This is a genomic window from Streptomyces sp. NPDC001339 (genome assembly GCF_042895955.1).
Lineage (GTDB): Bacteria > Actinomycetota > Actinomycetes > Streptomycetales > Streptomycetaceae > Streptomyces.
In genome coordinates this window covers 319,488-346,247 of sequence record NZ_JBIAWT010000007.1, presented here as the reverse complement: position 1 = coordinate 346,247, position 26,760 = coordinate 319,488, and the positions used below count along the sequence as shown (strand labels likewise).

The window sequence follows — 26,760 nt, the reverse complement described above, 5'->3', positions numbered from 1 at the left end:
CTCGATTTCATTGGCCTGGCGTGAAGGTGACCGGCAGTCGCGGGGGCTTGGCACCGGTCGGCGGTACCTGGAGGGATTTCAGCGCGAACGCCATGACCTGCTGGTAGATCGGGCCGCAGACCTGGCCGCCGAAGTAGCTGCCCCGGGTGGGGTTCTGGACGGCGCAGTAGACCGTGATCCGGGGCTTGTCGGCGGGCGCGAACCCGGCGAAGGAGGCGGTGTAGCCGTGGTAGCGGCCGGTCCTGGGGTCCACCCGGTTGGAGGTGCCGGTCTTGCCGCCGACCCGGTAGCCGTCGATCTTCGCCTTGGTGCCGGTGCCTTCCTCGTCGTCGACCACCGACTCCAGCATGGCGGCCAGCGTGCGCGCGGTCTCCTCGCCGACCACGCGGGTCCGGTCGGGGCGGGGCGCCGGTTCGTAGTGGCCGTCGGGCCCGGTGGTGCCGCGGACCAGGGTGGGGGCGATGCGCTCGCCGCCGTTGGCGATCGTGGAGTAGACGGAGGCGGCCTGGACGGCGTTGAGGGACAGCCCCTGGCCGAACGGGATGGTGTACTGCTGCGAGGTGTTCCACTTCTCCGGCTTGGCCAGGATGCCGGCGGTCTCGCCCGGGAAGCCCAGTCCGGTCGGCTTTCCGATGCCGAATTTGCGCAGGTAGGAGTAGAGGACCTGGTTCGCCTCGGCCTGGGTGCGGCCGAGCTGGCCGGTGGCGAGGATCGTGCCGATGTTGCTGGACTTGGCGAGCACGCCGTTGAGGGTGAGGTGCCAGGTCTTGTGGTCCACGTCGTCGGCGAAGAGCCGGTCTCCGCGGTGCAGCCGGTTGGGCACGGTGACCCGGGTGAGCGGGGTGGCGACGCCCTCCTCCAGGACCGCGGCCATGGACATCAGCTTGCTGGTGGACCCCGGCTCGAACGCGTCGGACAGCGCGGGGTTGCCGAGCGACTCCGGGTCGGCCCGGGAGATGTCGTTGGGGTCGAACGCCGGGGAGTTGGCCAGCGCCAGGATCTCCCCGGTGCGGGTGTCCTGGACGACGACATAGCCGCGGTCAGCCCCGGAGGCGGCGACCTGCTGGGTGATGGCCTTCTGGGCCGCCCACTGGATGTCGCGGTCGAGGGTCAGCTCGACGTCCGTACCGGGGACCGCGGGGTGTACCTGGGTGTCGGCGGTGGGGACCCGCCGGCCGCCGGACTGGGCGTAGACGAGCTTGCCGTCCTCTCCCGCCAGCCGCGTGTCGAGCTTCCCCTCCAGGCCGCCGAGCCCCTTGCCCTCTCCGTCGACGAAGCCGAGGACGCCGGAGGCGAGGTTCTTGCCGGGATAGAGGCGTTTGCGGTGTTTGTCGGCGAAGATCCCGACCAGGACGTTGGGGCGGGGCGCGCTCTTGGGGGCGGCGGCCGCCTTGGCGTCGAGGGTCTTGCGGAGGTCTTTGATCCGCTTCCACACCTGCGGGCTCTGCTGCCGGGCGAGCAGGACGTAGCGCGATGAGGGCTGGTCGAGCTTCTTGGCGAGGGTGGCCCGGTCCACGTCGAGGACCGGCGCCAGCAGCTCGGCGGCCCGCCGCGGGGCGTCACCGGTCTTGATCTTGTCGGGCGCCAGCAGGCTCGGGTCGGCGGTGATGTCGTACGCGTCCACGGTAGTGGCCAGGTTCACGCCGTTGCGGTCGGTGATCGCACCGCGCTCGGCGGCCAGCTTGACCGGGACATAGCGGTTCTCATTGGCCTTGGCGGCGTACGCCCCGGCGTCCACGGCCTGGACCTGGAAGAGCCGGACGACGAAGGCGAGCATCACCACCGTCAGCCCGAGGGCGACCAGCCGCAGCCGGGGGCGCGGGCTGGCGAGCCGGAGCGGCCGGGTACCGGAGCGGGGGCGGCCCTGGCCCTGGGCGGGGCGCCGGGCGGCGGGCCGGGCGGGGCCCCGCTTCGGCGCGGGCCGCTTGGCGGCGGCGGGCCGGCCGGTGCGCTGCGGGGCCCGGGCGCCGCGCTGGGCGGGACGCGGTACCCGGCGGGGTTCCCTGGGCTCGGTCATGCCGCGGTCACCTGCTGGAGGTCGTCGGGGAGGGGGCGGGCGCTGAGCGGGGAGCGGGGGCGGACGGGCGGGCGGCGCGGCTCTTCTTCTTCGCGCCCCCGGCGGGTGCGTTCCCCGGGCCCAGCGCGGCCGACCAGGCCGGGACCGGCGGGTGAACGGACGGTGCGGCGACCGGCGGGGCGGCGGACGGGGCGGGCACGGCGGACACGACGGGGACGGCAGGCACGGCGGGCGGGCCGACGGGAGAGGTCAGCACCGTCAGCGCCGACACGTCGGGGAGGGCGTGCGCGGCCGACTCGGCCGAGGTGCTCAGCCGCGCCCCCTGGGAGGTGGCCACGCCCGGCTTGCCGAGCACCCGCCCGTCGGGGAGCAGGAACACCGGGGCGCCACCGGGGACCATCCCCAGCTCGCGGGCGCGCCGCTCCAGCGCACCCGGTGCGGAGGAGGCGTCCACCTCCTGTTGCAGCGCCTGCTGTTCGTCCCGCAGCTCGGTGGTCTTCCGCTCCAGCTCGCTGAGCTCGAACGACCCTTGGTTGAGGGCGGAGTTGAGCAGCAGCAGCGAGATCAGCCCGGAGCCGAGCAGCACGACGACGAGCAGTACGAAGGGGGTGCGCGCCGCGGTGCCGGGGGCGGCCGAGGAGGGAAACAGCCCGGAGAGCCGTCTCTGCCTGCCGCGTGGCCGCCCCTGGCCTCTCATACGGTGTCCTGGACGTTCTCGCGGATGCGCTCCGCGCCGCGCAGCCGGGCGGGGGCGGCCCGGCGGTTCTCGGCGATCTCCTCCTCCGTGGGAAGCTCGGCGCCACGGGTCAGCAGCCGGAGGCGGGGCTGGTAGCGCTCGGGCACGACCGGCAGCCCGGGCGGTGCCGTACTGCTCGCACCGGCCGTGAAGACCTGCTTGACCAGGCGGTCCTCCAGCGAGTGGTACGCGAGCACGGCGATCCGGCCGCCCACCGCCAGCGCGTCGACGGCGGCCGGAATGGCGCGCTCCACGCACGCCAGCTCCCCGTTGACCTCGATGCGCAGCGCCTGGAACGTGCGCTTGGCGGGGTTGCCGCCGGTGCGCTTGGCGGCCTGCGGAAGCGCGTCCCGGATCAGCTCGACGAGGCGCGCGCTGTTCGTGAACGGCTCCTTGGCACGCTCCCGGACGATGGCCCCGACGATCCGCTTGGCCTGCTTCTCCTCTCCGTAGGAGCGCAGGATCCGCACCAGCTCACCGGGCGGGTAGGTGTTGAGGACCTCGGCGGCGCTGACGCCGGTCGTCTGGTCCATCCGCATGTCCAGGGGGGCGTCCTGGGCGTACGCGAAACCGCGGTCGGCCTCGTCCAGCTGCATGGAGGAGACACCTAGGTCGAACAGCACGCCCTGGACGTGCGGGATCCCCAGCCGGGCGAGGACCTCGGGGAGCTCGTCGTAGACGGCGTGCACCAGGGTGGCGCGGTCACCGTAGGGGGCGAGCCGCTCGCCCGCGAGCTTCAGGGCGGCCGGGTCGCGGTCGAGCGCGATCAGCCGGACCGACGGAAACGCGGCGAGCAGCGCCTCGCTGTGCCCCCCGAGGCCGAGCGTGCAGTCGACGACGACCGCACCGGGCTCGGTGAGCGCGGGGGCGAGCATGTCCAGGCACTGCTGGAGCATGACGGGTACGTGGCGAGTGTTGCTGCTCATGCGCCTTCCGATGGTGGGCGGCAGGTGGGTCCCCGGCCGCCGGCTGGGAGGCGCCGCACGTACCGCTTGGTCCCCGCCCGCTCTGAAGGGGAAGTGGCCCTCCGGCGACGGGGAAGTGACGTCGGAGACCCGAGGGAGCGGGAGGAGGCCGAGCCGTACGTGCGCTTCGCGCACGCGAGGAATTCGGTATCCAAGGAGAGCGTCACGCCTCCCACTTCGCGCCACTTTAGTCGACCGGCTGCCCCGGTCAATCAACCGGTCGCGCGCGTCCCCGGACGGCTTTCCGACCGGCGTTCCGACGGGCTTCTCACCCGGACGGTGGGGCCCGCACCGCCCTGTGGATTACCTCACAAGGAGTGATCTCGTCCCCCTCCTTGCCCCCCCTATGCCCGGCCTCACAGCCCCCTATGCCCGGCGTCACACCCGGCTGAATCAGGACAGGGCGATTACCGTGAACACATGCCCATACCTGCGTCGCAGCCGCTCCCGCCGTCCGCCGACAGCGCCGCCGTCCGTGCCGGTGACGGTACCGGCACCACCGTCACCGACGGCCTCGTCGAGGCGAACCGGCGGTACGCCGCCGCCTTCGAAGACCCCGGAATGGACGCCCGGCCCATCCTCAAGGTCGCCGTCGTGGCCTGTATGGACGCCCGCCTCGACCTGCACGCCGCCCTCGGTCTCGAGCTCGGCGACTGCCACACCATCCGCAATGCCGGGGGTGTGGTCACCGACGACATCATCCGTTCCCTGACGATCAGCCAGCGCGCACTCGGCACCCGCTCGGTCGTCCTCATCCACCACACCGGCTGCGGTCTGCTCAACCTCACCGAGGACTTCCGCCACGAGATCGCGGCAGAGGTGGGCCAGCGCCCCACCTGGGCCGTCGAGGCGTTCAAGGACCTCGACGAAGACGTCCGGCAGTCCATGCAGCGGGTGCGCACCTCGCCCTTCCTGCTGCACACCGACGACGTCCGCGGCTTTGTCTTCGACGTCCGGACAGGCCTGCTGCGGGAGATCGCCCCGCGGCCCTGACCTGTGGCCTGACCCGCAGTCCGACCTGCGTAGCCGTCGCGGCCGGTGTTCCGGAGCGGTCCGGGACACCGGCCGCGCCGATGAGACCGACGACAAGACCGCCGATGAGACCGACGACAAGATCGCCGACAAGGTCACCGACAAGATCGGCGCATAACGTGGCGAGTTATCCACAGGCCATGACGCGAAGCGGCGCGGGCAGCAAGAATGCGTAGGTGACGTCGTCCCGACCGAGGCCGGGCGCGGCGCGCTGTCGGGGAGCCGGGGCCAGGGGGGCGTCGGTCCGTGGTACGGAGCCGAGGAGGGCCGAGTGACGACGTGTGACGAACGAACCGGCCTTGGAGGTCCCCCGGCGCGGGACAAGCCGGGCGTGGGGGAGAAACCGAGCGTGAGGGAAAGGCTGAGCGTGGGGGAGAGGCCGAGCGTGGCGGGAGATCTGATCACCACCGCGGAGCGGGTGCACCGGTCGGTGGAGAGCGTGATCGAGGGCAAGCCGGAGGTCGTCCGGCTCGCGCTGACCGTCCTGCTGGCCGAGGGCCATCTGCTCATAGAGGACGTGCCCGGCGTCGGCAAGACCATGCTCGCCAAGGCACTGGCCCGCTCCATCGACTGCTCGGTGCGGCGCATCCAGTTCACGCCCGACCTGCTGCCCTCCGACATCACCGGTGTCAGCGTCTTCGACCAGCAGCGGCGGGACTTCGAGTTCAAGCCCGGCGCGATCTTCTCCCAGATCGTCATCGGCGACGAGATCAACCGCGCCTCGCCCAAGACCCAGTCCGCGCTCCTGGAGTCCATGGAGGAGCGTCAGGTCACGATGGACGGGCAGACCTACGAACTGCCCAGCCCCTTCATGGTCGTCGCCACCCAGAACCCGGTGGAGATGGAGGGCACCTATCCGCTCCCCGAGGCACAGCGGGACCGCTTCATGGCGCGGGTGTCGATCGGCTACCCCAGCCCGGCGGCCGAGCTGCGGATGCTGGACGTGCACGGCGGCGCCTCACCCCTCGACGACCTCCAGCCGGTGGCGCACGCACACGAGATCGTGAAACTGATCGACGTGGTGCGCGAGATCCATGTCGCCGAAGCGGTGCGCCGCTACGCCGTCGACCTGGTGGCGGCCACCCGCGGCCACCCCGAACTGCGACTGGGCGCCTCACCGCGGGCGAGCCTGCATCTGCTGCGCGCCGCCAAGGCGTCCGCCGCGCTCCAAGGGCGGGAGTACGCGCTGCCGGACGATGTGCAGGCGCTGGCGGTGGCCGTGCTCGCGCACCGTCTGCTGCCCACCGCCCAAGCCCAGTTGAACCGCCGTCCGGCCGAGCAGATCGTGCTGGAGATCCTGCGGCGCGTCCCGGTCCCCGACCCGTCCGCGCAGCCGTGGCGGACACCCGGCGTCCGGGAGCGGTGATGACCGGCGGGGGGATGACCGGGGAGGACGAGGGCACGCCGCAGCGGGGCGGGCTGCGGGCGGCCTTCGAGGGGCTCACGACGCGGGGCCGATCGTTCCTGGCGGCCGGGACGGCGGCCGCGGCGTGCTCGTACCTCCTCGGGCAGCCGGATCTGCTGCGGGTCGGATTGCTGCTCGCCGCGCTGCCGCTGGTGTGCGTCCTGGTCCTGCACCGCACCCGCTACCGCATCGCGGGCAGCCGTACGCTCTCCCCCGCCCGGGTGCCCGTGGGCGCCGAGTCCCGGGTCCGGCTGCGGGTGGAGAACGTCTCCCGGCTGCCCACCGGCGTGCTGATGCTCCAGGACCGGGTGCCGTACGTCCTCGGGCCCCGGCCGCGCTTCGTCCTGGACCGGGTCGAGGCCGGCGGCCACCGCGAAGTCTCCTACCGCGTCCGCTCCGACCTGCGCGGCCGCTATCCGCTGGGACCGCTCCAGCTGCGGCTGTCCGACCCGTTCGGCATGTGCCGGCTGACCCGCTCCTTCAGCGCCTTCGACACCCTGACGGTGGTGCCCCGGCTCGAGCCGCTCCCGGCGGTCCGCCCGGGAGGCGAGGCCACCGGGTACGGCGAGGGACGGCGGCACTCTTCGGCTCTGGCCGGAGACGACGACGTCATCCCGCGCGGCTACCGGCACGGCGACGATCTGCGCCGGATCCACTGGCGGTCCACGGCGCGCCACGGCGAACTGATGGTCCGCCGCGAGGAGCAGCCGCAGCAGGCCCGCTGCACGGTCCTGCTCGACACCCGCGAGACCGCCCATCCCGGAAGCGGCCCCGACTCGGCCTTCGAATGGGCGGTGTCGGCCGCCGCCTCCGCCATGGTGCACCTGCTGGAGCGGGGCCTGTCGGTGCGGCTGCTGACCGACACCGGCGACACCGTGCCCGGCCCGGACGTCACCGGCGGCTTCGCGGGCGGCACGAAGTCCGCCGACGCCGTGGGTCTGGTGCTGGACACGCTCGCCGTCGTGGAGCACTCGGCGGAGGGCGGACTCTCGGCCGCGCACGATGTGCTGCGCGGCAGCGGCAGCGGCGGGGGGCTGCTGGTGGCCTTCTTCGGCGATCTGGACGAGGAGCAGGCCGCGGTCGCCGGCCGGATGCGCCGGCGTTCTGGCGCGGCGATCGCCTTCGTCCTGGACGGCGACGCCTGGAGCCGGGGCCCCGGCGGCATCGGACTCTCCACCGGGCAGGTCCCGATGGCAGAGCGGCTGCGGCTGCTGCGCGGAGCGGGCTGGACGGCCCTGCCGGTGCGGCCCGGCGATGCCCTCGCCGACCTGTGGCGGGCGGCGGCGGACCGCCCGGGTGCCACGGCCGAGCGGGCGGCGGAGGCAGCAGAAGTGGCAGAGGCGACTGACACGAGCGGGAGTCCGGGCGCCGCCCCGGAGCGGATGGCCTGGGGGCGGTCATGAAGGTGAGCGGGAGCGTGGGCGTGGTGGGCATCCGCGAGACGTACAGGGACGCGGCGTACCGGAACGACTCCAGGCGGAGCGAGGTTTCGCCGTGAGCGAGCACAGCGAGCGAGCCGCCGGAAGGTGCGTGCGCCGCGAATGCGGGGCCGAGCGGAGCGAGGATTCGCCGTGAACGAGCACAGCGAGCGAACCGTCAGAAGGTGCGTGCGCCGCGAATGCGGGGCCGAGCGGAGCGAGGTTTGGGCATGAGTGGCCGGGCGCGGCTGGCACTGTGCGCGATGGCGGCCACCCTGTGTGCCGCCAGTGCGCTGCTGCCGCTGGTGAACCCGATCACCTGGATCTTCGAGGCGGCGGCCCTGCTCGCGCTCCTCACCGGAGTGGGGGCACTGGCCCGCCGGGCCCCGCTCGCCGGGCCGCTCACCATCGCCGCCCAGGTCCTGGCCGCCATCCTGCTGCTGACCGTGCTCTTCACCCCGGCCGAGGCGATCCTCGGCCTGGTGCCGGGCCCGGACGCGGTGGCGGAGTTCGGCCGGCTGCTCCAGGACGGTGTCCGGGACGTCGGCCGCTACGCCACCCCCGCCCCGGTCACCCCGGGTATCCGGCTGCTGCTGGTCGCGGGCGTCCTGGTCATCGGCCTGATCGTGGACGCACTGGCGGTCACGTATCGCAGCGCCGCGCCCGCCGGGCTGCCGCTGCTCGCGCTCTACTCGGTGGCGGCGGGGCTCTCCCGGGGCGGCGCGGGCTGGGTGTGGTTCCTGGTCGCGGCGGCCGGCTACCTGCTGCTCCTGCTGGCCGAGGGCCGGGACCGGCTCTCCCAGTGGGGCCGGGTGTTCGGTGGCACCGGCCGGCCGGGCGGCGGCCCGGGCTTCGCCACCGGAACCGCCGGAACCACCGGGTCCGCTGGGCCGGCGCTCGCCCCGGTCCGTACGGGCCGCCGGATCGGTGCCCTGGTGCTCGGCATCGCGGTGGCGGTGCCCGCCGTGCTGCCCTCCCTGGGCGCCGGACTGATCGGCGGCTCCGTCGGCGGCCGCGGCCCGGGAAGCGGGGGCGGCACGATCTCCGCGGTGAACCCGCTGGTGTCGCTACAGGACAGCCTCAACCAGCCCGAGGACAGACAGGTCCTCAACTACCGCACCACAGCCACCGACACCCGCGACATGTACCTGCGGATCGTCGCCCTCGACCAGTTCGACGGCGCGTCGTGGAAACCGTCCGAGCGCACGGTCGTCGACGTCCCCGAGCAGCTCCCGGAACCGACCGGCCTGAGCTCCGCGGTCAACCGCGACCGGATCACCACCTCCCTCTCGACCGCACCGTGGTACGCGCAGAACTGGCTGCCGCTCCCCTACCCGGCGTCCCGGGTGGAGATCACCGGCCGCTGGCGCTACGAGCCCCAGGGACGCACACTCGTCGGCGACCGGGGGCAGAACACCCGTGGGCTCCAGTACCAGGTCGAGAGCCTGCAGGTGCGGCCCACCGCCCGGCAGCTGGCCGGTGCCCCGGCGCCGCCCGCGGACCTGCTGCGCGAGTACACCAAGGTCCCGGACTCGCTGCCCGTGGTCGTACGGACCACCGCCCGCGAGGTGACCCACGGCGCGCCGACCGCGTACGCCAAGGCCGTCAAGCTCCAGGACTGGTTCGCGCTCGACGGCGGGTTCCGCTACGACACCGAGGTCGAGGCCGGCAGCGGTGCCGAGGCCATCGGCCGGTTCCTCCGGGACAAGGAAGGCTTCTGCGTCCACTTCTCGTTCTCGATGGCGGCGATGGCCCGGACCCTGGGGATACCCGCCCGGGTCGCGGTCGGCTTCACCCCGGGCACCACGCAGCCCGACGGCTCGACGTCGGTCGGCCTCAGGGACGCGCATGCGTGGCCCGAGCTGTACTTCCAGGGCGTCGGCTGGACGCGTTTCGAGCCCACTCCGAGCCGGGGCAGTGTCCCGGACTACGCCTACCCCGACACCTCCGGCACGACCGGTCCCCACCGCCCGGCGCCCGCTCCCTCCCGCGCCGAGGCCCCTGAGGACAGCCCGTCGGCGACCCCCTCCTGCGGCCCTGGTGAGCAGCGCTCCGGCACGTCGACTGCCTGTATACCGCTCCCGGTGGAGTCCGCCGGTCATCCCACGGACGGCGGCCCGTCCCCCTGGGCGGTGGCCGCCCTCGCCGCGGCCGCGCTGCTGATCCTGCTGCTGCCCGTGTTCCCGTCGCTGTGGCGGCTGCGCGTACGCTCCCGGCGGCTGGCGGACGGCGCCACGGGCGGCGACGCCACGGCGGGCACTCTCGCCGCCTGGCAGGAGCTGATCGACACTGCCTGGGACTTCGGCATCGTGCCGGACGAGTCGCTGACCCCGCGCAAGGCCGTCGAGCGGATCATTCGCATCGGCCAACTGCAACCCGGCCCCGCCGCCGCGGCACATCGCCTCGCGGCGGCGGTCGAGCAGGTCTTGTACGCCCCGCGGCCCCGGCCGGTACCGGGCCTCACCCGGGACGTCCGCCAGGTGCGTGCAGGCTTGCGCTCCGGCGCGCCCCGTGCCCTGCGCCTGCGCGCCGCGCTCGCCCCACGCTCCGCCGCCCGCCTCCGCCGGTCCTGGTCCGCCCGCTGGTCGTGCCTGCTGCTCCGCTTCCGCGCAAGCCGCCCCGTCGCCGCGATACGCCGCGCCGCCTCAGCCCTCCGACCGGGACGGCAACGGGCATGAGGCCCCCGGCCCTGCCCCTGTGACGTGCTGCGGCGTCACGTGCTGCCGTCACGTGCTGCGGCCGCCCGATCCTGTCGGGCGGCCGCAGCACGCAAGCTATTGAAGCGATCCTGACGACGCCGGAAGAGCGACGACAGAGAGATAGAGATAACGACGAGGACGAGGGTGGGCGATGACGACGGATAGGGGCGGGGAGTGGGGAGTAGAGAGAGTAGAGACGTCTACGCCGTAATACGCCCGGCTCAGTGGCCCTGTTGTTCATCCCGGCGGCGCTGCCAGCGGTCCTCGATACGGTTCATCATCGAGCGGCGCTGCCTGGGCTGATGTGCCTGCGCACCCGCACCACCGCCGAGCCCCGCGCCACCGCGCTGGTCACCAGCCTTGGGAGCCTTGCGCCAGCCGGTGACGGCCAGCACGGTGCAGCCGAGCATGACGAGGAAGCCCACCACGCTGATCCAGATCTGCTGCGCGACCATTCCGGCCATGAGCAGGGCGATACCCACCAGGAAGCCCGCGACCGCTTGGTAGACCCGTCGCCGGGTGTACGTACGCAGCCCGCTTCCCTCAAGCGCTGTCGCGAACTTGGGATCTTCGGCGTACAGCGCTCGCTCCATTTGCTCGAGCATGCGCTGCTCGTGCTCCGAGAGCGGCACGGAGTCCTCCTACTCGTCGGTCGCGGGGGACGACCGGGATGCGACCCTTTCAGGATAAGCAGCGAATCGCCCCCGTGAAACCCGCCCCTCGACGCCAATTCACTGTCCAGGCCGCCGCGCCGGCCGGTGGTGATGCTGCCTGCATTCCCCACCCGCCTGTCCGTCATGCCGGGACGTCGTACCCCGATCATACGGGGAGAATCGGCTGATCGGGTGGCCTGGGGCCGACCGCACGCGGGGGCCGGGGGTGCCGCGTGGTCAGTCGCGCTCGGCGAGAACGTGCAGCTGAGTGGCGACGGAGTGGAACGCGGGCTGCTCGGCGGCGGCGGCCTCCAGCTTCAGCAACGCGTCCATGGCGCCCGGCTCGGTGTCGACCAGCACGCCGGGAACCAGGTCGGCGAAGACTCGTACGCCGTGCACCGAGCCGACCTGCATGCCGGTGGCGGAGACCAGGTCGGTAAGCTGGTCGGCGGTGAACCGGCGAGGCATCGGGTCGCCCTCGCCCCAGCGTCCGTCGGGGTCGGTCAGGGCCCGGCGGGCCTCGGTGAAGTGGCCGGCGAGGGCACGGGCCAGCACGGCGCCGCCCAGACCCGCGGCGAGCAGGCTGAGGGTGCCGGCCGGTCGCAGGGCGTCGACAGCGTTACGGACGCCCTCGGCCGGGTCGTCGACGTACTCCAGCACACCGTGGCAGAGCACGGTGTCATAGCCGCCGCGCTCGACGACGTCGAAGAGGCCGTGGGCGTCGCCCTGGACGCCGCGTACCCGGTCGGCGACGCCGGCCTCGGCGGCGCGGCGCTCCAGGGCGAAGAGAGCATTGGGGCTGGGGTCGACAACGGTGACACGATGGCCGAGGCGGGCGACCGGCACGGCGAAGTTGCCGGTGCCGCCGCCGGTGTCGAGAACGTCCAGGGCGTCGCGCCCGGCCGCCTTACCCCGGCGCTCCAGGGCGTCCTTGAGGACCTCCCAGACCACGGCGGTACGAAGGGATGCGCGCGGGCGCAGCAGGTCAGACACGGCGGGTGGCTCCTCGGCGGGGGCATGAACATCCAGTTGCCCACCACCCTATTCCGTCCCACGCCATCCGCCGATCGCGGAGTGGCCCAGGGAACGGTCCAGGGAAAGAAGTCCGGGGGAACGTTCCGGAGGCACGTGGCGGAGCACTCCTCTCCTTTCCTTTCCCCCTCCCCCGGGGCCCCGCCCCAACCCACCCACCCCACACCTCCTCCTCCACTACCTCCTCCACTGCCTCCACCACCACCCGCTCCCCCGCCAGGCCGCCCGCGCCGGTCGGCTCCGGCGCCCCGGTGCCTCAGCCCCCAAGCCCCAGGCCCACCGAGCCGCCCCAGGGCCGGGATCTCCGCATTCGCGACTCCCGATCACCCCGCCCGCTGAGGCGGCAGGGACGGCTGGAGGAGCAGCATGCGCTCCGCCAGGCGCAGGAACATCGCGGCGTCACGCAGGAGATCGTCGGCGTCGCGGCGGGTGGCCGCGCCGGCTATCCCGGCCTCGGCCCTGGCGCGGCGTTCGGCGCCGGCGGCGAACAGGGCGCTCCACTCGGCGAGTTCGGGAGCGACCTCAGGGAGGACCTCCCAGGCGCTGCGGATACGCTGTCGGCCGCGTGCGGTGACCTCCGGCCGGCCGCGAACGGCCAGGACCGCGGCGGCGGTGCGCAGCGCGGCCAGGTGCGCCGTGGCGAACTGCTCGTTGGGGGTTTCGAGGGACTGCGCTTCGTCGAGCCCCTGCTGGGCCTGGGCCAGCAGATCGAGGGCGGCGCGTGGTGCGGTCGCTCTGCGCAGGACGGGGTGGACATCGCTCGGGGGACCGTACGCAGCGGAGCTGCCCCGGTGGGGACGAGCTGCCATGACGAACCTCCTGTCGTCGCATGCCGGTTCGGGACCGAATGCTGATTCGGGCCGTTGACCCCATCGTGGGGCACGCCACTGACAATCGGCCCTGACCTGCACTTTCACCGGAAGCGGAGAAGCAGAGAAGCGGAGAAGCGGACGGCAGCTGACCTCGGCGGACGGTACGTGCGTACGCACTGGGTGGCGTACCGGGGGCGATCAGCCCCCTTCTTCGCCGCCATCCCCCCTTGTCCGCCGACGAGTTACGCCGCGGAGGGGTCGCGCCGCCTCATCACGCGGTGGGCATGAAGGACATGGAGGAAAGGACACGAAGGACATGAAGGATCCGCGTCCTGAGCTGAGCCTGTGAACACGAGCTCCGCGGGGACCGGCACAATCACTCACATGGACAGCTCCACTACACGCCGCGACGCCACCCGGCGCAAGCTCTTCGAGGCCGCGGTCACGCTCATCGCCGAACAGGGCTTCTCCTCCACCACGGTGGACGAGATCGCCGAGCGGGCGGGCGTCGCGAAGGGCACCGTCTACTACAACTTCGCGAGCAAGAACGTTCTCTTCGAGGAGTTGCTGCGGCACGGCATCGAGCTGCTGGCGACCTCCTTGGAGGCGGCCTCGGAGGACGTGACCGCGCGCGGCGGCGGCCGGATCGACGCGCTGGACGCGATGATCCGGGCCGGCCTGGACTTCATCTCCCGCTACCCGGCGCTCACCCAGCTGTACGTCGCCGAGCTGTGGCGCACCAACCGGGCCTGGCAGTCGACGCTGATGGTGGTGCGCGAACGGGCCATCGCGGTGGTGGAAGGCGTGCTGCGGGAGGCGGTGGCCGACGGGGAGCTGAGCGAGGAGATCGACATCCCGCTGACCGCCTCGGCGCTCTTCGGGATGGTGCTGGTGGCCGCCCTGGACTGGCAGTCGTACCAGCCGGACCGGTCGATCGACGAGGTGCACGCAGCGCTGTCGAGGCTCTTGCAGGGGCGGGTCAGCGGCCATCCCGCATAGGGCCGGGACCGGGTGCTGGGACCGGGTACCGGATACGGCCCTCGTGGCCCCGCGCCGAAAAGAAGCCGGAAAGAAGCCGGAAGAAAGAAGGGCCGCAAAAGGGAAAGCGCGCTGCCCTGGCGCGGATCGTTCCCCCATCGATCCGACCAGGACAGCGCTTCCCCCGTGCTCCCCCGTACTCCCCCGTGGAGCCCCCGTACCTACCTCCCCCGTGCTTCCCCCGTCACGGTCGGGAACCGCGCCGTTCCGCCGCCCCGTGCCGGCGGTGCGGTGCCGCTTCCCTTCCGTGGCCCCCACTCTTCCGTCCGGGCCGGTGCCCGCCCATCCGCGTACCTACTCATCTGGGCGTCTGAGTACGGATACTCAATCCTGAGCACTGGTCCCCAGCGGGGCCGGGGGCGGCCTACGATCTCCGTCGTGTCCGTACTTCCCTTGGTCTTCACCAGTGGCTGGGCGAGCGGGATCAACGCCTATGCCGTGGTCCTGCTCTTCGGTGTGCTCGGCGCGACCGGTGTCAGCGATGAGGTACCGGCGGCGCTGCAGCGCCCCGATGTGCTGATCGTGGCCGGGGTGCTCTTCCTGTGCGAGGCGGTCGCCGACAAGATCCCGTACGTGGATTCGGTCTGGGACGCCGTGCACACGGTGATCCGGCCGGTCGCCGGCGGGGTGGTGGCGGCGCTGCTGGCCGGGCACCAGGGCTCGCTGCCCGAGCTGGCGGCGGGCGCGGTGGGCGGCTCCACGGCGCTGCTGAGCCACCTGGTCAAGGCGGGTACGCGGATCGCGGTGAACACCTCGCCGGAGCCGGCCAGCAACTTCGTGGTGAGCGTGCTGGAGGACCTGGGCGTCGCCGGGCTCATCGCCTTCGCGGTCTTCCACCCGGTGGCCGCCGCGGTCATCGCGGGCACGCTGCTGGCCGCCGGCATCACGCTGGTGATCGTGCTGTGGTCGCGGATCCGCCGGTACCTGCGGCGCCGGCGGGCGCGGCGGGCGGAGAAGCGGTCGGCCGCGGCCGGCGCCGTGGTCCCACCGACGGGCTGACGCGGTCCCACCGACGGGCCGACGCCGTACGCGCGGAGGGCTGACGCCGTACGCACGGCGGGCTGACGCCGTACGCGCGACGGGCCGGCGCGGTACGCACAGCGGTACCGGAGCAGGCCGGGCGGGCGTTGTCAGTGGCGCCGGATAAAGTCGCAGGCATGGCACGGATTGCGGTGATCGGCGCTGGGACGGGCGCCATGGCGGCCGCCGCCCGGCTGGCCGTCGCGGGCCACCGGGTGGCGGTGTTCGAGCGCGACGCGACGCACGGGGGCGGGGTACGGCGGCTGGCGCGGGACGGCTTCACCTTCGACACCGGCCCGGGTCTGCTGCATCTTCCGGCGGTGTACCGCGATCTGTTCGTCAAGACCGGCCGGGAGCCGCTGGAGAGCTGCGTCGAGATGTCGCAGGTCGATCCGGCGAGCCGTCATGTCTTCGCCGACGGGACGGCGGTCTCGCTGCCGAACGCCTCACGCGCCGGTGTCCTCGCGGCGCTGGACGAGGCGCTGGGCGCCGGTGCCGGTGAGCGCTGGAGCGCGCTGGTGGGCCGGGCCCGCGAGGCCTGGGACGCCACCCGCCGCCCGCTCCTGGAGGAGCCGCTGTGGCGGGACTGGCGGGTGCTGGGACGCGATCCGTATCCCGCGGTGCACCGGCGGCGCCCGCTGTTCGGCCGGAACAACCGGAACAAGCGGCCCACGACCGCCACCCTCGCCGAGGTCGCCCGCCGTGAGCTGGCCGACCCCCGGCTGGTGGCGCTGCTGGAGAGCCACGCGCTGGCGTACGGCTTCGACCCGCGCAGCGCCCCGGCGAGCGCCACGGTCCTGCCGTACATGGAGCAGACCTTCGGGAGCTGGTACGTCCGCGGCGGTATGCGGGCGCTGGCCGACGCGCTGTACGAGCGCTGCCTGGCCCGGAAGGTCGAGTTCGGCTTCGGTGCCGAGGTGACCGGGATCGTCGAGAAGGACGGCCGGGCGGCGGGCGTCGAACTGGCCGACGGCCGGGTCCATGAGGCGGAGTTCGTGGTCGCGGGGGTGGATCCGGCCCGGCTGCCGGCGCTCCTCGCGGGGCGGCAGCCGTACGGGGATGACGATGTGCGGCCGCAGGACGGGCCGGGCCAGGGGGCGGCGGGACGGCTCACGGTCTGTCTGGCGCTGCGCGGGGCCCGGGAGCCGGGTGCGGCGCATCGGACCATCGTCCATGCGGCGGACCGCGCGGCGGAGCTGGCGGGCGTGTTCGGGGACGGCCCCGGCCCACGGACGCCGTGCGCACGGCCGACGGTGACGGTGCTGCGCCCTGATGACCCCACCACCCGGCCCGACGAGGGCCATGAGGCCGTGACGCTGACCGCGACGGTGGCGCCGCACGGCCCGGTGGACTGGCGGAACACCGCCGCTGCCGAGGCGGCGGCGGGGCGGCTGGCCGAGGTCGCCGAGGCGGCCGTTCCGGGGCTGCGGGAACGGGTGCTGTGGCGGGCGGTCCTGCCGCCCGTGGACGGCGGTCCGGTGCCGGGTCCGGCGCTGGCGGGCCAGGACGGCCGCTTCCTGCGGCCCGGCAACCGCACGCGCATACCGGGGCTCTACGCGGTCGGCGGCCGGTCGCATCCGGGTGGCGGGCCGGCGCACGCGGGGATGTCCGGCACCCTGGTCGCGGGCCTGATCGTGAACGGTGACGACTGGCACGGCTCCACGTAGGTCAGCCCGCCCCGCACAGGGCGGCGGCCCGGCTCAGTAGCGGTACTGCTGCCCGTCGTAGCCCTGCTGCTGGTACGGCGGGTAGGGCGGCTGCTCGGGCGGGAGTTCACCATCGCGCTGCTGGGGGACATAGGGCCCGCCGGGCGGCGTCTCCCCGTATCCCGGGCCCGGGCCCGGGCTCTGGCCGAGCGGCCCGCCCTGGATGTCGTAGGGCTGCGCTCCGTAGGGCGCCTGGGCGTACGGGTCCGCGTACGGGTCCGGCTGGGCGTACGGATCCGGCTGGGCGTAGGGGCCCTGCTGCGCGTAGGCGTCGTACGGCGCGGCGTGCTGCTGGGTGCCGGTGTACGGGTCGGCGCAGGCCGACTGCTGGTCCCGGCCGTCGCCGTACGCCGCGTAGGGGTCGGCGTAAGCGTCCTGGCCGGCCGCGGCCCGGCCGTAACTCCCCCCGTAGGCATAGCCGTTACCGTCGCTGCCGACGCCGACGCCTGTGCTGTCCGCGGTACTGCCGGCGGTGCTGCCGTAGCCGTCATGGCCCGGATAGCCGGTCTGCGGGCTGCGGGCGTCGGCGCTGTATATGCCGTACTGGCCGGTCTCGTCGGGCAGTGGCTCCGGGGCGTAGACGGCGGTGGCGTCGGCCCGCGCGGGGGCGGTCCCGCTCGCGGTGGACAGTGCGTCGTAGGGCGGCATGGGAAAGGCCTGGGTGGCGAAGACGCTCTGGTCCTGCGGGTCCTGGTACGGGTCCTGGCCGCCGTAGGCACCGCCCGGCTGCTGGTCGCCGGGCTGGTGGCCGTAGGCGCCCTGACCGGCGTAGATGCCCTGGTCGCGGAAGCCACCGCCCTCGTCGTTCCCGAAGCCGCCGTCGTTCCGGAAGCCGCCGTCGTTCCGGAAGCCTCCGGTGCTCTCGAAGGTGTCCTGGCCGGCGGTGTCCTGCCCGAAAGCGTCCCGGCTGAAAGCTTCCTGCCCGAAAGCATCCCGGCTGAAAGCGTCTTGGCTGAAAGCGTCCTGGCCGCCCCCGTCGAGGCCCTGACCGGAGGCGCCAGCGGGCGCTTCGCCGGCCGCTACCGGCTCGACCTCGGACACCCGGAGGGTCGGTTCGGCGGCGGGCGGGCCGGACGGCCGGGCCCGGCGGCGCCGGCTCTCACCGGGTTTGCCGCCCAGGGCCCAGCCGGTGGTGAAGCCTCGCTTGAAGGAGAGCGTCACCAGGGTCTGGCCGGTGGCGAAGGCGATCAGGCCCACCCCGATCACGATCACCGAGGCGATGACGACACCGACGACCACACCGAGGAACCCGGTGAAGGCGAGCAGCCGCCAGCGCAGCCGGGCCTTGTACTGGAGCAGTACCTCCCCCAGCAGCCACAGGGCGACCAGGCCGAACGCGATATAGAGGATCGTCCAGCCCATATCCGCCCCTACTTCCGCGCTTCCGCCGCTCGCCGGCCAACCGTGATCAGGACCGCTGATGCAGGCCCAGATTCTTGTAGATCTCCAGGGTCGCCGTGGAGTGGTTCAGGGTAATGAAGTGCAACCCGGGAACGTCCTCGGCCATCAAACGCGCACACAGTTCTGTGGCGTACTCGATACCAATGGAGCGTACCGCCGCCGGATCGTCCTTGACGGCGAGGATCCGCTCGGCCAGCTCGGGCGGGAATGCGGCGTTGCTGAGCTGCGCGAACCGCTCGATCTGGCGCACGTTGGTGACCGGCATGATCTCCGGAATGATCGGTGTCGGGCAACCCGCGGCCCGGACCCGGTCCCGCAGCCGGAAGTAGTCCTCCGGGTAGAAGAACATCTGGGTGATCGCGAAGTCCGCACCGGCCCGGCACTTGTTGACGAAGTGGGCCACATCGGTGTCCCAGTCCGTCGAGCGCGGGTGCATCTCGGGGAAGGCGGCGACCCCGACGCAGAAGTCACCGGACTCCTTGATCAGCTCGACCAGGTCGGCGGCGTAGCCGAGGCCTTCGGGGTGTTTGACCCATTCGCCCATGGGGTCGCCGGGCGGGTCGCCGCGCAGCGCGAGCATATTGCGGATCCCGGCGTCGGCGTACTGGCCGATGATGTTGCGCAGTTCCGCTGTGGAGTGGTTGACCGCGGTCAGATGGGCGACCGGGGTGAGGGTGGTGTCGGTGGCGATGCGCTCGGTGGCGCGTACCGTGCCGTCACGGGAGGTGCCGCCGGCGCCGTACGTCACGGAGACGAAGGTCGGCGCGACGGCCTCGATCCGGCGAATGGCGTTCCACAGGGTCCGCTCACCCTTCTCGGTCTTCGGGGCGGCGAACTCGAATGAGTAGGACTGCTTGCCTGAGGCGAGCAGTTCGCGCACCGTGTGCGCGCGATCAGTCCTGGTGGAAGCTGTACCTAGGGCCATACCGGCAGGTTAACCAGCGGCCGGACACACACCAACCGTGTTCGACGTAATGCCTGGTTGGTCCGTTTCCCGTCCACGGATTGGACACCCCCCGGCACACGGGCCCGTCACCAGGCCAAACCCCTCTTCAGGGGCAGACGGCCATGCGGTGCGGCTGGCGCAGACGGCCATGCAGTGCGGCACGGTTCGGTGCAATACCGGGCGCAGTGCGGTACTAGGCATTACTAGGCGTTACTAGGCGTTCCAGGTGCGGATGCGCCGGGACAGGGCGGCGGCCGCGGCGCCCGGGTCGTCGGCTTCGGTGAGGGCGCGGACCACCACGACGCGGCGGGCACCGGCCTCCAGCACCTCGTCCAGATTGCCGGCGTCGATACCGCCGATGGCGAACCACGGGCGTTCGGAAGCGCGCTTCGCGGCGTAGCGGACCAGGTCGAGGCCGGGAGCGTGACGGCCCGGTTTGGTGGGCGTGGGCCAGCACGGGCCGGTGCAGAAGTAGTCCACTCCGGTGGCGGCGATCGCGGCGTCCACCTCGGCCTCGGCGTGGGTGGAGCGGCCTATGAGGACGTCCGGGCCGAGGAGGGCGCGGGCGGCCGGGACCGGCAGATCGCCCTGCCCGAGGTGCAGCACATCGCTGCCGATGGCGTGGGCGACGTCCGCGCGGTCGTTCACCGCGAGCAGGGTGCCGTGCCGGCGGCAGGCGTCCGCGAACACTTCCAGGTGCCTGAGCTCCTCGCCGGCCTCCATGCCCTTGTCGCGCAGCTGGACGATGTCCACGCCCGAGGAGAGCACCGCGTCCAGGAACTCCGGGAGGTCGCCCTGGGCCGTTCGCGCGTCCGTGCAGAGGTAGAGGCGGGCGTCGGACAGGGCCTGGCGTGCGGTGGTCATCGGGTGGAGTCCCCCCAGGTCGGGGGTGTACGGACCGGGCCTTCCGGTCCGTACACCCCTCGGATGTGGTCAAGCGTGGGTGGCGGTGCGGTCGCGGTCCTGAGTGCGCCGCACCGGGCGGGTCACACGGCGAGCGCCTGGGCCCGGCGCTTCACCTCCGTGCCGCGATTCTCGCGCAGCGCCTGCGCCGGGGTCCCGGGCAGGGTCTCATCCGCGGTGAACAGCCACTCCAGCATCTCCTCGTCGGTGAAGCCGTCGTCCTTGAGGAGCGTGAGGGTACCGACGAGGCCCTTGACCACCTTGTCGTCCTTGATGAAATCGGCGGGCACATGGAGCGCCCGGTTCTCGCCGCGGCGCACCGCGATGAGCTGGCCCTCCTTGACCAGCTGCCGCACGCGGGTCACCTCGACGCCGAGCCTCTCGGCGATGTCGGGGAGGGTGAGCCAGGCGGGGACGAGTCCATCGATCTTTGCGTCAATCTCGGTCACGGGACAAGCCTGCCACCTCGCACTGACAGTCGGTAGCCGGGCATCGCCATCAGGGGCGGTGGGCACCCCGGAGAGTGACGGCACCCCGCGGCGCGCCCGCCGCTACCAGGCGGCTACCGGACGCGCCGGACGGCTGCTGAACGGCCTCCTGCGGACGGCCTCCTGACGTCTACTGAACGGCGGCCTTCAGTGGTACGGCCGCGTTCGCCGCCCGCTCCCGGTCGAGGAGCGCGCCCCGCTCGATGAGCTTGCGGCCCTGGGCGAGGTCCCGCGGCCGCCCCACCGCCAGCAGCGCGACCAACCGTCCGCCCGCCCGTCGCCCGCCACCACCCCGATCCGACTGCGCTTCGCGCAGGCCCCCTTCGCTTCGGAGCCAGAGCACCGACCAGGCGGCGGTGTCCGGGTCGCCGCGCCGGACGAGTTCGTCGGCGTCACCGTGGTGGCCCGCGTACTGCACGAACCGGCCGAACTGCTCGGACCAGAAGTACGGCACCGGGTCGTAGACCACTCCCCCGGCCTCGCCCCGGGTGAGGCTCTCGGCAACTGCCCGGGGGCCCTGCAGGGCGTTGTCCCAGTGGTGGACCAGCAGGCGGGTGCCGTAACGGGCGGACGGGAAGGAAGCGCAGTCGCCGACCGCGTAGACATCGGCCACGGAGGTGCGCAGCCGCTCGTCGGCGAGCACGGAGCCGTCCTCGGGCGAGAGCTCCACGCCGGAGCCGGCCAGCCAGGCGGTGGCGGGCCGGGCGCCGATCCCGACGACCACGGCGTCGGCGGGCAGCGTGGTGCCGTCCGCGAGGGTGACCGCCCCGGTGGTGACGGAGGCGACCCGGGCCCCGGTGCGCAGCTCGGCTCCGGCGTCCGCGTACCAGGAGGTCATCCGGTCGGCGACCTCGGCGGGCAGCGCGCCGGCCAGCGGGCGGTCGGCGGCCTCGACGACGGTGACCGCGCAGCCGGTCTCGCGTGCCGCGGTGGCGAACTCGGCGCCGATCCAGCCGGCCCCGACGACCACGATGCGGCGCCGGGCGGCGAGCACCGGCCGCAGCCGCTCGGCGTCGTCGAGGGTGCGGAGCAGGTGGACGCCGGGCAGGCCCGCGCTGCCGGGCAGGGCGATCGGTTCGGCGCCGGTCGCGATCACCGCGTGGTCGTAGCGGACCGGGCCCTCGGTCGTCTCGACCCGGTGGTCGTCCGGCACCAGGGCGGTCACCCGGCAGCCGAGGCGGAGGTCGATGCCGAGCCCTGCGAAGTCCACGTCGAACGCGGAGCCGTCGGCCTTGCCCAGCAGCACCGACTTGGACAGCGGGGGCCGGTCGTAGGGCTGGTGGGGCTCGTCGCCGAACAGGGTGATCGCACCGCGCCAGCCCTGTTCGCGCAGGGCGACCGCGGTCTGCACACCCGCGATTCCGGCGCCGACGATCACCACCCGCGGCGGCTGGTCCGGGGACGGAGAGGACACGCTCCGCCCACTGCTCCGCTCGCCGCCCTGCCCGCTGCTCTGGTCGCTGTGTTGCTCGCTGCTCTGCTCGCTCACCCGATCACTCTAGGCCGGTGCGCCGAGCCGCTCACGTGGCACACAAGGAGATCTCTGACACACCGTCACTCTCCGTGTGCGGGGCGCGGAACCGTACCCCGCACGCCGGGGCGCCAGCACGCGCACCCGTACGTCGCCTTACGGCGCCTCGCACCCCCGTACTAGGGTGACGGGCACACGCACTCGCGGGAGCCCGGACGTACCGGGCTGAGAGGGAGGCTGGCCGGCCTCCGACCGTACGAACCTGATCCGGGTCATGCCGGCGAAGGGAGGGGCTGAACGCCCATGCATCCACCTGTACCTGAACCTGTACCCGTACCTGCTGTACCTGCCGTCACACCGTCTGCCGCACCCCCGCCCTCCGCTACCGGGCACCCCGATGTGCTCGTCATCGGGGGCGGCCTCATCGGCCTGGTCACCGCCTGGCGGGCGGCCGGCCGCGGACTGACCGTCGCACTGGCCGACCCCGCGCCCGGGGGCGGCGCGACCCATGTCGCGGCCGGGATGCTGGCCGCGGTCACCGAGCTCCACTACGGCGAGCAGACCCTGCTGGGCCTCAACCTCGCCTCGGCACGCCGCTACCCCCGGTTCGCCGAGGAGCTGGAGGAGGCGAGCGGGCAGCGGATCGGCTACCGGCGATGCGGCACCCTGGCCGTCGCGCTGGACGCCGACGACCGCGCCCACCTGCGCGAACTGCACGCCCTCCAGGTCCGCTCGGTCCTGGACTCGCAGTGGCTCACCGGCCGCGAGTGCCGCCGTCTGGAGCCGATGCTGGCCCCCGGCGTACGCGGCGGCCTGCGGGTCGACGGCGACCACCAGGCCGATCCGCGGCGGCTGGCGAGCGCCCTGCTGGCGGCCTGTGAGCGGGCCGGGGTGGTCTTCCACCGGAGCCCGGCCGAACGGCTGACGATCGACGGCGGCCGCGCCTCGGGCGCCCGGCTCGCCGACGGCACGCGGGTACCGGCCGGGCAGACCGTACTGGCCGCGGGGAGCCACAGCGGCCGGCTGGCCGGGGTACCCGAGGAGCTGCTGCCACCGGTGCGGCCGGTCAAGGGCCAGGTGCTGCGGCTGCGGCTGCCGGACGTGCCTCCCGGTTCCCCCGCCTTCCTGTCGCGCACCGTACGGGCCGTCGTCCGCGGCAACCCCGTCTACCTGGTGCCGAGGGAGAACGGCGAACTGGTCGTCGGGGCCACCAGCGAGGAGCTGGGCTGGGACACCACCGTCACCGCCGGCGGGGTCTACGAGCTGCTGCGGGACGCCCATGAGCTGGTCCCCGGCATCACCGAGCTGCCGCTCGTGGAGAGCTGCGCCGGGCTGCGCCCCGCCTCCCCCGACAACGCCCCGCTCCTCGGGCCGACCGAACTGCCCGGCCTCCACCTGGCCACCGGCCACTTCCGCAACGGTGTGCTGCTGACGCCGGTCACCGGTGAGGTGATGGCCGAGGTGCTGACCACCGGGAGCCTGCCCGAGGAGGCCCGTCCCTTCACCCCCGCGCGCTTCTCGCCCGCGTCCACGTCCCCCACACCCGAACCGCACGGGGGAACCCCCGTCACCGCTCCGGGGACCGAGCGCCCCCGCTTCCTGGAGGAGCAGTCCGTATGAGTCAGGGAAGTTCCCCCGCCCCCGCCCTGTCGGTGTCCGTCAACGGAGAGGCCCGGGAGATCCCCGGCGGGCTCACCCTCGACCGGCTCGTCGCGACCCTGTCCACGGCGCCCTCCGGGGTGGCCGCGGCGGTCAACGACGTCGTCGTACCGCGCACCCGGTGGTCCGCCACCCCACTCGGCGACGGCGACCGCGTCGAGGTGCTGACCGCGGTCCAGGGAGGCTGATCCACCGATATGTCCGATACGGCACTCTCCCGGGGAACGGCCTCCACGCCCTCCGGGCCCTCCGCAGCCTCCGCGCCTTCCACAGCCTCGGCGGCCTCGGCGGCCTCCGACACTCTCACCCTCGCCGACACGGTCTTCGGCTCCCGTCTGATCATGGGAACCGGTGGCGCGCCCAGCCTCGACGTCCTGGAGCGTGCGCTGATCGCCTCCGGCACGGAGCTGACGACGGTCGCCATGCGGCGGCTGGATCCGACCGTACGGGGCTCGGTGCTGTCCGTACTGGAACGGCACAAGATCCAGGTACTGCCCAACACCGCGGGCTGCTTCACGGCGGGCGAGGCGGTGCTCACCGCCCGGCTCGCCCGGGAGGCGCTCGGCACGGACTGGGTCAAGCTGGAGGTCGTCGCCGACGAGCACACCCTGCTGCCCGATCCGGTCGAGCTGCTGGACGCCGCCGAGACCCTGGTGGACGACGGTTTCACCGTCCTGCCCTATACGAACGACGATCCGGTGCTGGCCCGCAAGCTGGAGGACGTGGGCTGCGCCGCGATCATGCCGCTGGGCTCACCGATCGGCTCCGGCCTGGGCATCCGTAATCCGCACAACTTCCAGCTGATCACCGAACGGGCCGGCGTCCCGGTCATCCTGGACGCCGGCGCGGGCACCGCCTCGGACGCCGCCCTCGCCATGGAGCTCGGCTGCGCGGCGGTGATGCTGGCGTCCGCGGTGACCCGCGCGCAGGAACCGGAACTGATGGCCGCCGCGATGCGCCACGCGGTGACGGCCGGCCGCCTGGCACACCGGGCGGGGCGGATCCCCCGCCGCCATTTCGCGCTGGCGTCGTCGCCGACGGAGGGGGTGGCGGACCTCGACCCCGAGAGGCCTGCCTTTTAGCGCCTGCCTTCACGCCCGGCCGCCCTCCGCAGGCGGTGCCACCTCGGGCGCTACGGCACACCGACGACCTACGAAGAGACTCCCCTAGACTCCCCTTCCGTGGATACGACGCTCCGAGACCCCCTCGTAGGCCAGCTGCTCGACGGCCGGTACCGCGTCCAGGCGCGCATCGCCGCGGGCGGTATGGCCACGGTCTACCGGGCCGTGGACACCCGTCTCGACCGTGTGCTCGCGCTGAAGGTGATGCACCCGGACCTCGCCAAGGACGGGGCGTTCGTGGAGCGCTTCATCCGGGAGGCGAAGTCGGTCGCGCGGCTGTCGCACCCGAATGTGGTGGGCGTCTTCGACCAGGGCACGGACGGGACGTACGTCTACCTGGCGATGGAGTACGTCGCCGGCTGCACGCTCCGCGACGTACTGCGCGAGCGGGGCGCCCTGCGGCCGCGGGTCGCGCTGGACATCCTGGAGCCGATACTGGCCGCTTTGGGCGCCGCGCACCGCGCGGGGCTGGTGCACCGAGACATGAAGCCGGAGAACGTCCTGATCGGCGACGACGGCCGGGTCAAGGTCGCCGACTTCGGCCTGGTGCGCGCGGTGGACACGAACACCACCGCGACGACCGGCTCCGTCCTGGGGACGGTCTCGTATCTGGCGCCCGAGCAGCTGGAGCACGGCACCGCGGACGCCCGGGTCGACGTCTACGCCTGTGGCGTGGTGCTCTACGAGATGCTGACCGGCAGCAAGCCACATACGGGCGGCTCGGTGGCGCAGGTGCTCTACCAGCATCTGCACGAGGACGTGCTGCCGCCCTCCGGGCTGGTGCCCGGGCTCGCGCCCCAGTTGGACGCCCTGGTCGCGCTGGCCACCGCCCGTGATCCGCAGCAGCGCGCGCAGGACGCGGTGGCGCTGCTGTCCTCGGCGCGGGAGGCCCGTGCGGAGCTCACGGACGAGCAGCTGGACGTGGTACCGCCGCAGGCCAGGGAGGTGTCCGCGGGCGGCTCCGGTGCCACGGGAGCGGCGGGCCGGGGGCAGCTCCCGGGGGCGGCCGGGGACGGGTCGGAGCCCACTGACGTGATACCGCGGCAGCTGCCGCTGCCCGGGACGGACGAGGCGGAGCTGAACCGCACCAGCGTGCTGGAGGTACCGCCGGCGGAGCGGACGACCCGGCTGCGCCCGCAGCCGGGATCCCCGCCGTCCCCGGCCTCCCGGGCGGCCCTCGGCGGGCTGCTGCAGCGGCACCGGCTGGCCACGGTCATCGCCGCTGTGCTGCTGGTCCTCGGGGTGGGTACGGGTGTCTGGTACGTCAGCGCCGGGCAGTTCACGACCGTCCCGGCGGTGCTGGACATGCCGCAGGCCAAGGCCGCGAAGACACTGCGGGACGCGGGTCTGGAGGTGAGGCTCGGGCGGGACTTCAGCGCCAACGTGGAGCGCGGACATGTGATGCGTACCGAGCCGGGGACCGGTCAGCGGATCCGCGGTACGGGCACGGTGACGATCGTGATCTCCCGCGGTCCGGAGATCGTCGACGTCCCGGACCTGTCCGGCACCCCGCTCGCGGACGCCAAGCGCAGGCTGCGCGACCGCGGTCTGGTGCCGGGCACGGTGAGCCGGGAGTTCAGCGATGAGGTCGCCAAGGGGTCGGTGATCCGTACGGACCCGGTGGCGGGCAGCAAGCGGCAGCCCGATACGGCGGTGGCACTGACGGTGAGCCGGGGTTCCGCGGTCCAGGTGCCGAGTGTCATCGGCAGCGCCCGCGCGGACGCCGAGGCCACGCTCCGCGCGGCCGGCTTCGAGGTGCGGTTCGCGGACCAGCCGGTCTTCGCACCGCAGGACAAGGACACCGTGGCCCGGCAGAGCCCGGGTGCGGACGGCAGACTCGGCAAGGGCGAGACGGTCACACTGACGCTGTCGAAGGGCCCGGAGATGGTCACCGTCCCGGACGTCACCGGCAAGCACACCGAGGACGCGAAGCGGGAGCTGACCGCGCTCGGCTTCCGGGTCGAGGTGCGGAAGCCGTGGCTCTTCCCGCAGGACGAGGTCGACTGGCAGTCGGTCGAGCCCGGCCGGCAGGCACCGAAGGGCGGCACGATCACCATCAAGCTCAAGGGAGCTCTCTAGCCTCCGCCGTCACGCCGTCACGCCGTCACGCCGTCACGCCGTCACGGCATCGCGGGACTGCGGACTCCGGGACTGCGGGACTGCGGGGCTCCGGGGCTCCGGGGCTCCGGGGCTGCGAGGCTCCGGGAATACCTCCCACCCCTGCCCGGTTGTGGCCCC

Annotated in this window: 22 protein-coding genes and 1 riboswitch; of the genes, 11 read left to right on the top strand and 11 right to left on the bottom strand. The window is 73.1% G+C overall.

The genetic code is table 11. The features are described 5' to 3' along the window. Window positions 1-7: 7 nt before the first annotated feature. Genes ACFY12_RS22435 through rsmH form a run of 3 tightly spaced genes read right to left on the bottom strand, consistent with a single transcriptional unit; the run spans window position 8 to window position 3,679 of the window. Window positions 8-2,017, bottom strand: coding sequence for a peptidoglycan D,D-transpeptidase FtsI family protein (locus ACFY12_RS22435; protein ID WP_390717618.1), 2,010 nt, complete (start codon window positions 2,015-2,017; stop codon window positions 8-10). 7 nt (window positions 2,018-2,024) lie between these two features. Next, the gene (locus ACFY12_RS22430; RefSeq protein ID WP_390717617.1) at window positions 2,025-2,714 is read right to left on the bottom strand and encodes a septum formation initiator family protein; all 690 of its coding nucleotides are present in this window, start codon (window positions 2,712-2,714) and stop codon (window positions 2,025-2,027) included. Next, window positions 2,711-3,679, bottom strand: coding sequence for a 16S rRNA (cytosine(1402)-N(4))-methyltransferase RsmH (gene rsmH, locus ACFY12_RS22425; protein ID WP_390717616.1), 969 nt, complete (start codon window positions 3,677-3,679; stop codon window positions 2,711-2,713). The genes ACFY12_RS22430 and rsmH overlap by 4 nt, the downstream gene beginning before the upstream one ends. 459 nt (window positions 3,680-4,138) lie before the next feature. On the opposite strand from rsmH, the gene ACFY12_RS22420 reads away from it, so the two are divergent. From ACFY12_RS22420 to ACFY12_RS22405, 4 genes are all read left to right on the top strand, one after another. Then, window positions 4,139-4,711, top strand: a complete 573-nt coding sequence (locus tag ACFY12_RS22420; protein WP_390717615.1) for a beta-class carbonic anhydrase — start codon at window positions 4,139-4,141, stop codon at window positions 4,709-4,711. A gap of 424 nt (window positions 4,712-5,135) precedes the next feature. Next, the gene (locus tag ACFY12_RS22415; RefSeq protein WP_390717614.1) at window positions 5,136-6,116 is read left to right on the top strand and encodes an AAA family ATPase; all 981 of its coding nucleotides are present in this window, start codon (window positions 5,136-5,138) and stop codon (window positions 6,114-6,116) included. Next, on the top strand, window positions 6,116-7,558 hold the full coding sequence (locus ACFY12_RS22410; protein WP_390717613.1) for a DUF58 domain-containing protein: 1,443 nt from the start codon (window positions 6,116-6,118) through the stop codon (window positions 7,556-7,558). Before ACFY12_RS22415 ends, ACFY12_RS22410 begins: the two co-directional genes overlap by 1 nt. 245 nt (window positions 7,559-7,803) lie before the next feature. Beyond that, window positions 7,804-10,251, top strand: a complete 2,448-nt coding sequence (locus tag ACFY12_RS22405; RefSeq protein ID WP_390717612.1) for a transglutaminaseTgpA domain-containing protein — start codon at window positions 7,804-7,806, stop codon at window positions 10,249-10,251. A gap of 242 nt (window positions 10,252-10,493) precedes the next feature. Here ACFY12_RS22405 and ACFY12_RS22400 read toward each other — a convergent pair whose 3' ends face one another. The 3 genes from ACFY12_RS22400 to ACFY12_RS22390 all read right to left on the bottom strand — a co-directional run bounded on the left by ACFY12_RS22400 (window position 10,494) and on the right by ACFY12_RS22390 (window position 12,766). After that, the gene (locus tag ACFY12_RS22400; RefSeq protein ID WP_390717611.1) at window positions 10,494-10,904 is read right to left on the bottom strand and encodes a DUF3040 domain-containing protein; all 411 of its coding nucleotides are present in this window, start codon (window positions 10,902-10,904) and stop codon (window positions 10,494-10,496) included. Window positions 10,905-11,162: 258 nt separating this feature from the next. Then, the gene (locus ACFY12_RS22395; protein WP_390717610.1) at window positions 11,163-11,918 is read right to left on the bottom strand and encodes a methyltransferase; all 756 of its coding nucleotides are present in this window, start codon (window positions 11,916-11,918) and stop codon (window positions 11,163-11,165) included. A 362-nt stretch (window positions 11,919-12,280) separates the two neighbouring features. After that, a complete protein-coding gene (locus tag ACFY12_RS22390) occupies window positions 12,281-12,766 on the bottom strand; it encodes an SAV_6107 family HEPN domain-containing protein (RefSeq protein WP_390717609.1) in 486 nt (161 codons plus the stop codon). A 387-nt stretch (window positions 12,767-13,153) separates the two neighbouring features. On the opposite strand from ACFY12_RS22390, the gene ACFY12_RS22385 reads away from it, so the two are divergent. The 3 genes from ACFY12_RS22385 (at window position 13,154) to ACFY12_RS22375 (ending at window position 16,494) form a co-directional block, all read left to right on the top strand. Further along, the gene (locus ACFY12_RS22385; RefSeq protein ID WP_390717608.1) at window positions 13,154-13,768 is read left to right on the top strand and encodes a TetR/AcrR family transcriptional regulator; all 615 of its coding nucleotides are present in this window, start codon (window positions 13,154-13,156) and stop codon (window positions 13,766-13,768) included. Between the two features lie 417 nt (window positions 13,769-14,185). Next, on the top strand, window positions 14,186-14,806 hold the full coding sequence (locus tag ACFY12_RS22380) for a DUF4126 domain-containing protein (RefSeq protein ID WP_390717607.1): 621 nt from the start codon (window positions 14,186-14,188) through the stop codon (window positions 14,804-14,806). 158 nt (window positions 14,807-14,964) lie between these two features. Next, entirely contained in the window at window positions 14,965-16,494 is a 1,530-nt protein-coding gene (locus ACFY12_RS22375) for a phytoene desaturase family protein (protein WP_390717606.1), read from the top strand. A 33-nt stretch (window positions 16,495-16,527) separates the two neighbouring features. Here ACFY12_RS22375 and ACFY12_RS22370 read toward each other — a convergent pair whose 3' ends face one another. The 5 genes from ACFY12_RS22370 to ACFY12_RS22350 all read right to left on the bottom strand — a co-directional run bounded on the left by ACFY12_RS22370 (window position 16,528) and on the right by ACFY12_RS22350 (window position 21,652). Continuing rightward, window positions 16,528-17,895 carry a hypothetical protein gene (locus ACFY12_RS22370; protein ID WP_390717605.1) on the bottom strand — a complete coding sequence of 456 codons (1,368 nt, stop codon included), beginning with the start codon at window positions 17,893-17,895 and terminating at the stop codon, window positions 16,528-16,530. A 46-nt stretch (window positions 17,896-17,941) separates the two neighbouring features. After that, window positions 17,942-18,859, bottom strand: a complete 918-nt coding sequence (metF, locus tag ACFY12_RS22365) for a methylenetetrahydrofolate reductase [NAD(P)H] (protein WP_390717604.1) — start codon at window positions 18,857-18,859, stop codon at window positions 17,942-17,944. Window positions 18,860-19,093: 234 nt separating this feature from the next. Next, on the bottom strand, window positions 19,094-19,744 hold the full coding sequence (gene thiE, locus ACFY12_RS22360; protein ID WP_390717603.1) for a thiamine phosphate synthase: 651 nt from the start codon (window positions 19,742-19,744) through the stop codon (window positions 19,094-19,096). A gap of 122 nt (window positions 19,745-19,866) precedes the next feature. Then, on the bottom strand, window positions 19,867-20,232 hold the full coding sequence (locus ACFY12_RS22355; protein WP_390717602.1) for an Rv2175c family DNA-binding protein: 366 nt from the start codon (window positions 20,230-20,232) through the stop codon (window positions 19,867-19,869). Between the two features lie 169 nt (window positions 20,233-20,401). Further along, window positions 20,402-21,652: an NAD(P)/FAD-dependent oxidoreductase gene (locus ACFY12_RS22350; protein WP_390717861.1), complete on the bottom strand. Its 1,251-nt coding sequence runs from the start codon at window positions 21,650-21,652 to the stop codon at window positions 20,402-20,404. A gap of 283 nt (window positions 21,653-21,935) precedes the next feature. Further along, window positions 21,936-22,048: riboswitch (TPP riboswitch) on the top strand. A 93-nt stretch (window positions 22,049-22,141) separates the two neighbouring features. On the opposite strand from ACFY12_RS22350, the gene thiO reads away from it, so the two are divergent. The 4 genes from thiO to pknB all read left to right on the top strand — a co-directional run bounded on the left by thiO (window position 22,142) and on the right by pknB (window position 26,601). Beyond that, window positions 22,142-23,362 carry a glycine oxidase ThiO gene (gene thiO / locus ACFY12_RS22345; protein WP_390717601.1) on the top strand — a complete coding sequence of 407 codons (1,221 nt, stop codon included), beginning with the start codon at window positions 22,142-22,144 and terminating at the stop codon, window positions 23,360-23,362. After that, complete coding sequence (gene thiS, locus ACFY12_RS22340) at window positions 23,359-23,589, top strand: sulfur carrier protein ThiS (RefSeq protein ID WP_390717600.1); 231 nt, start codon at window positions 23,359-23,361, stop codon at window positions 23,587-23,589. The genes thiO and thiS overlap by 4 nt, the downstream gene beginning before the upstream one ends. 9 nt (window positions 23,590-23,598) lie before the next feature. Beyond that, the gene (locus ACFY12_RS22335) at window positions 23,599-24,483 is read left to right on the top strand and encodes a thiazole synthase (RefSeq protein WP_390717599.1); all 885 of its coding nucleotides are present in this window, start codon (window positions 23,599-23,601) and stop codon (window positions 24,481-24,483) included. Window positions 24,484-24,582: 99 nt separating this feature from the next. Further along, window positions 24,583-26,601, top strand: a complete 2,019-nt coding sequence (gene pknB / locus ACFY12_RS22330) for a Stk1 family PASTA domain-containing Ser/Thr kinase (RefSeq protein WP_390717598.1) — start codon at window positions 24,583-24,585, stop codon at window positions 26,599-26,601. Window positions 26,602-26,760 lie beyond the last annotated feature (159 nt).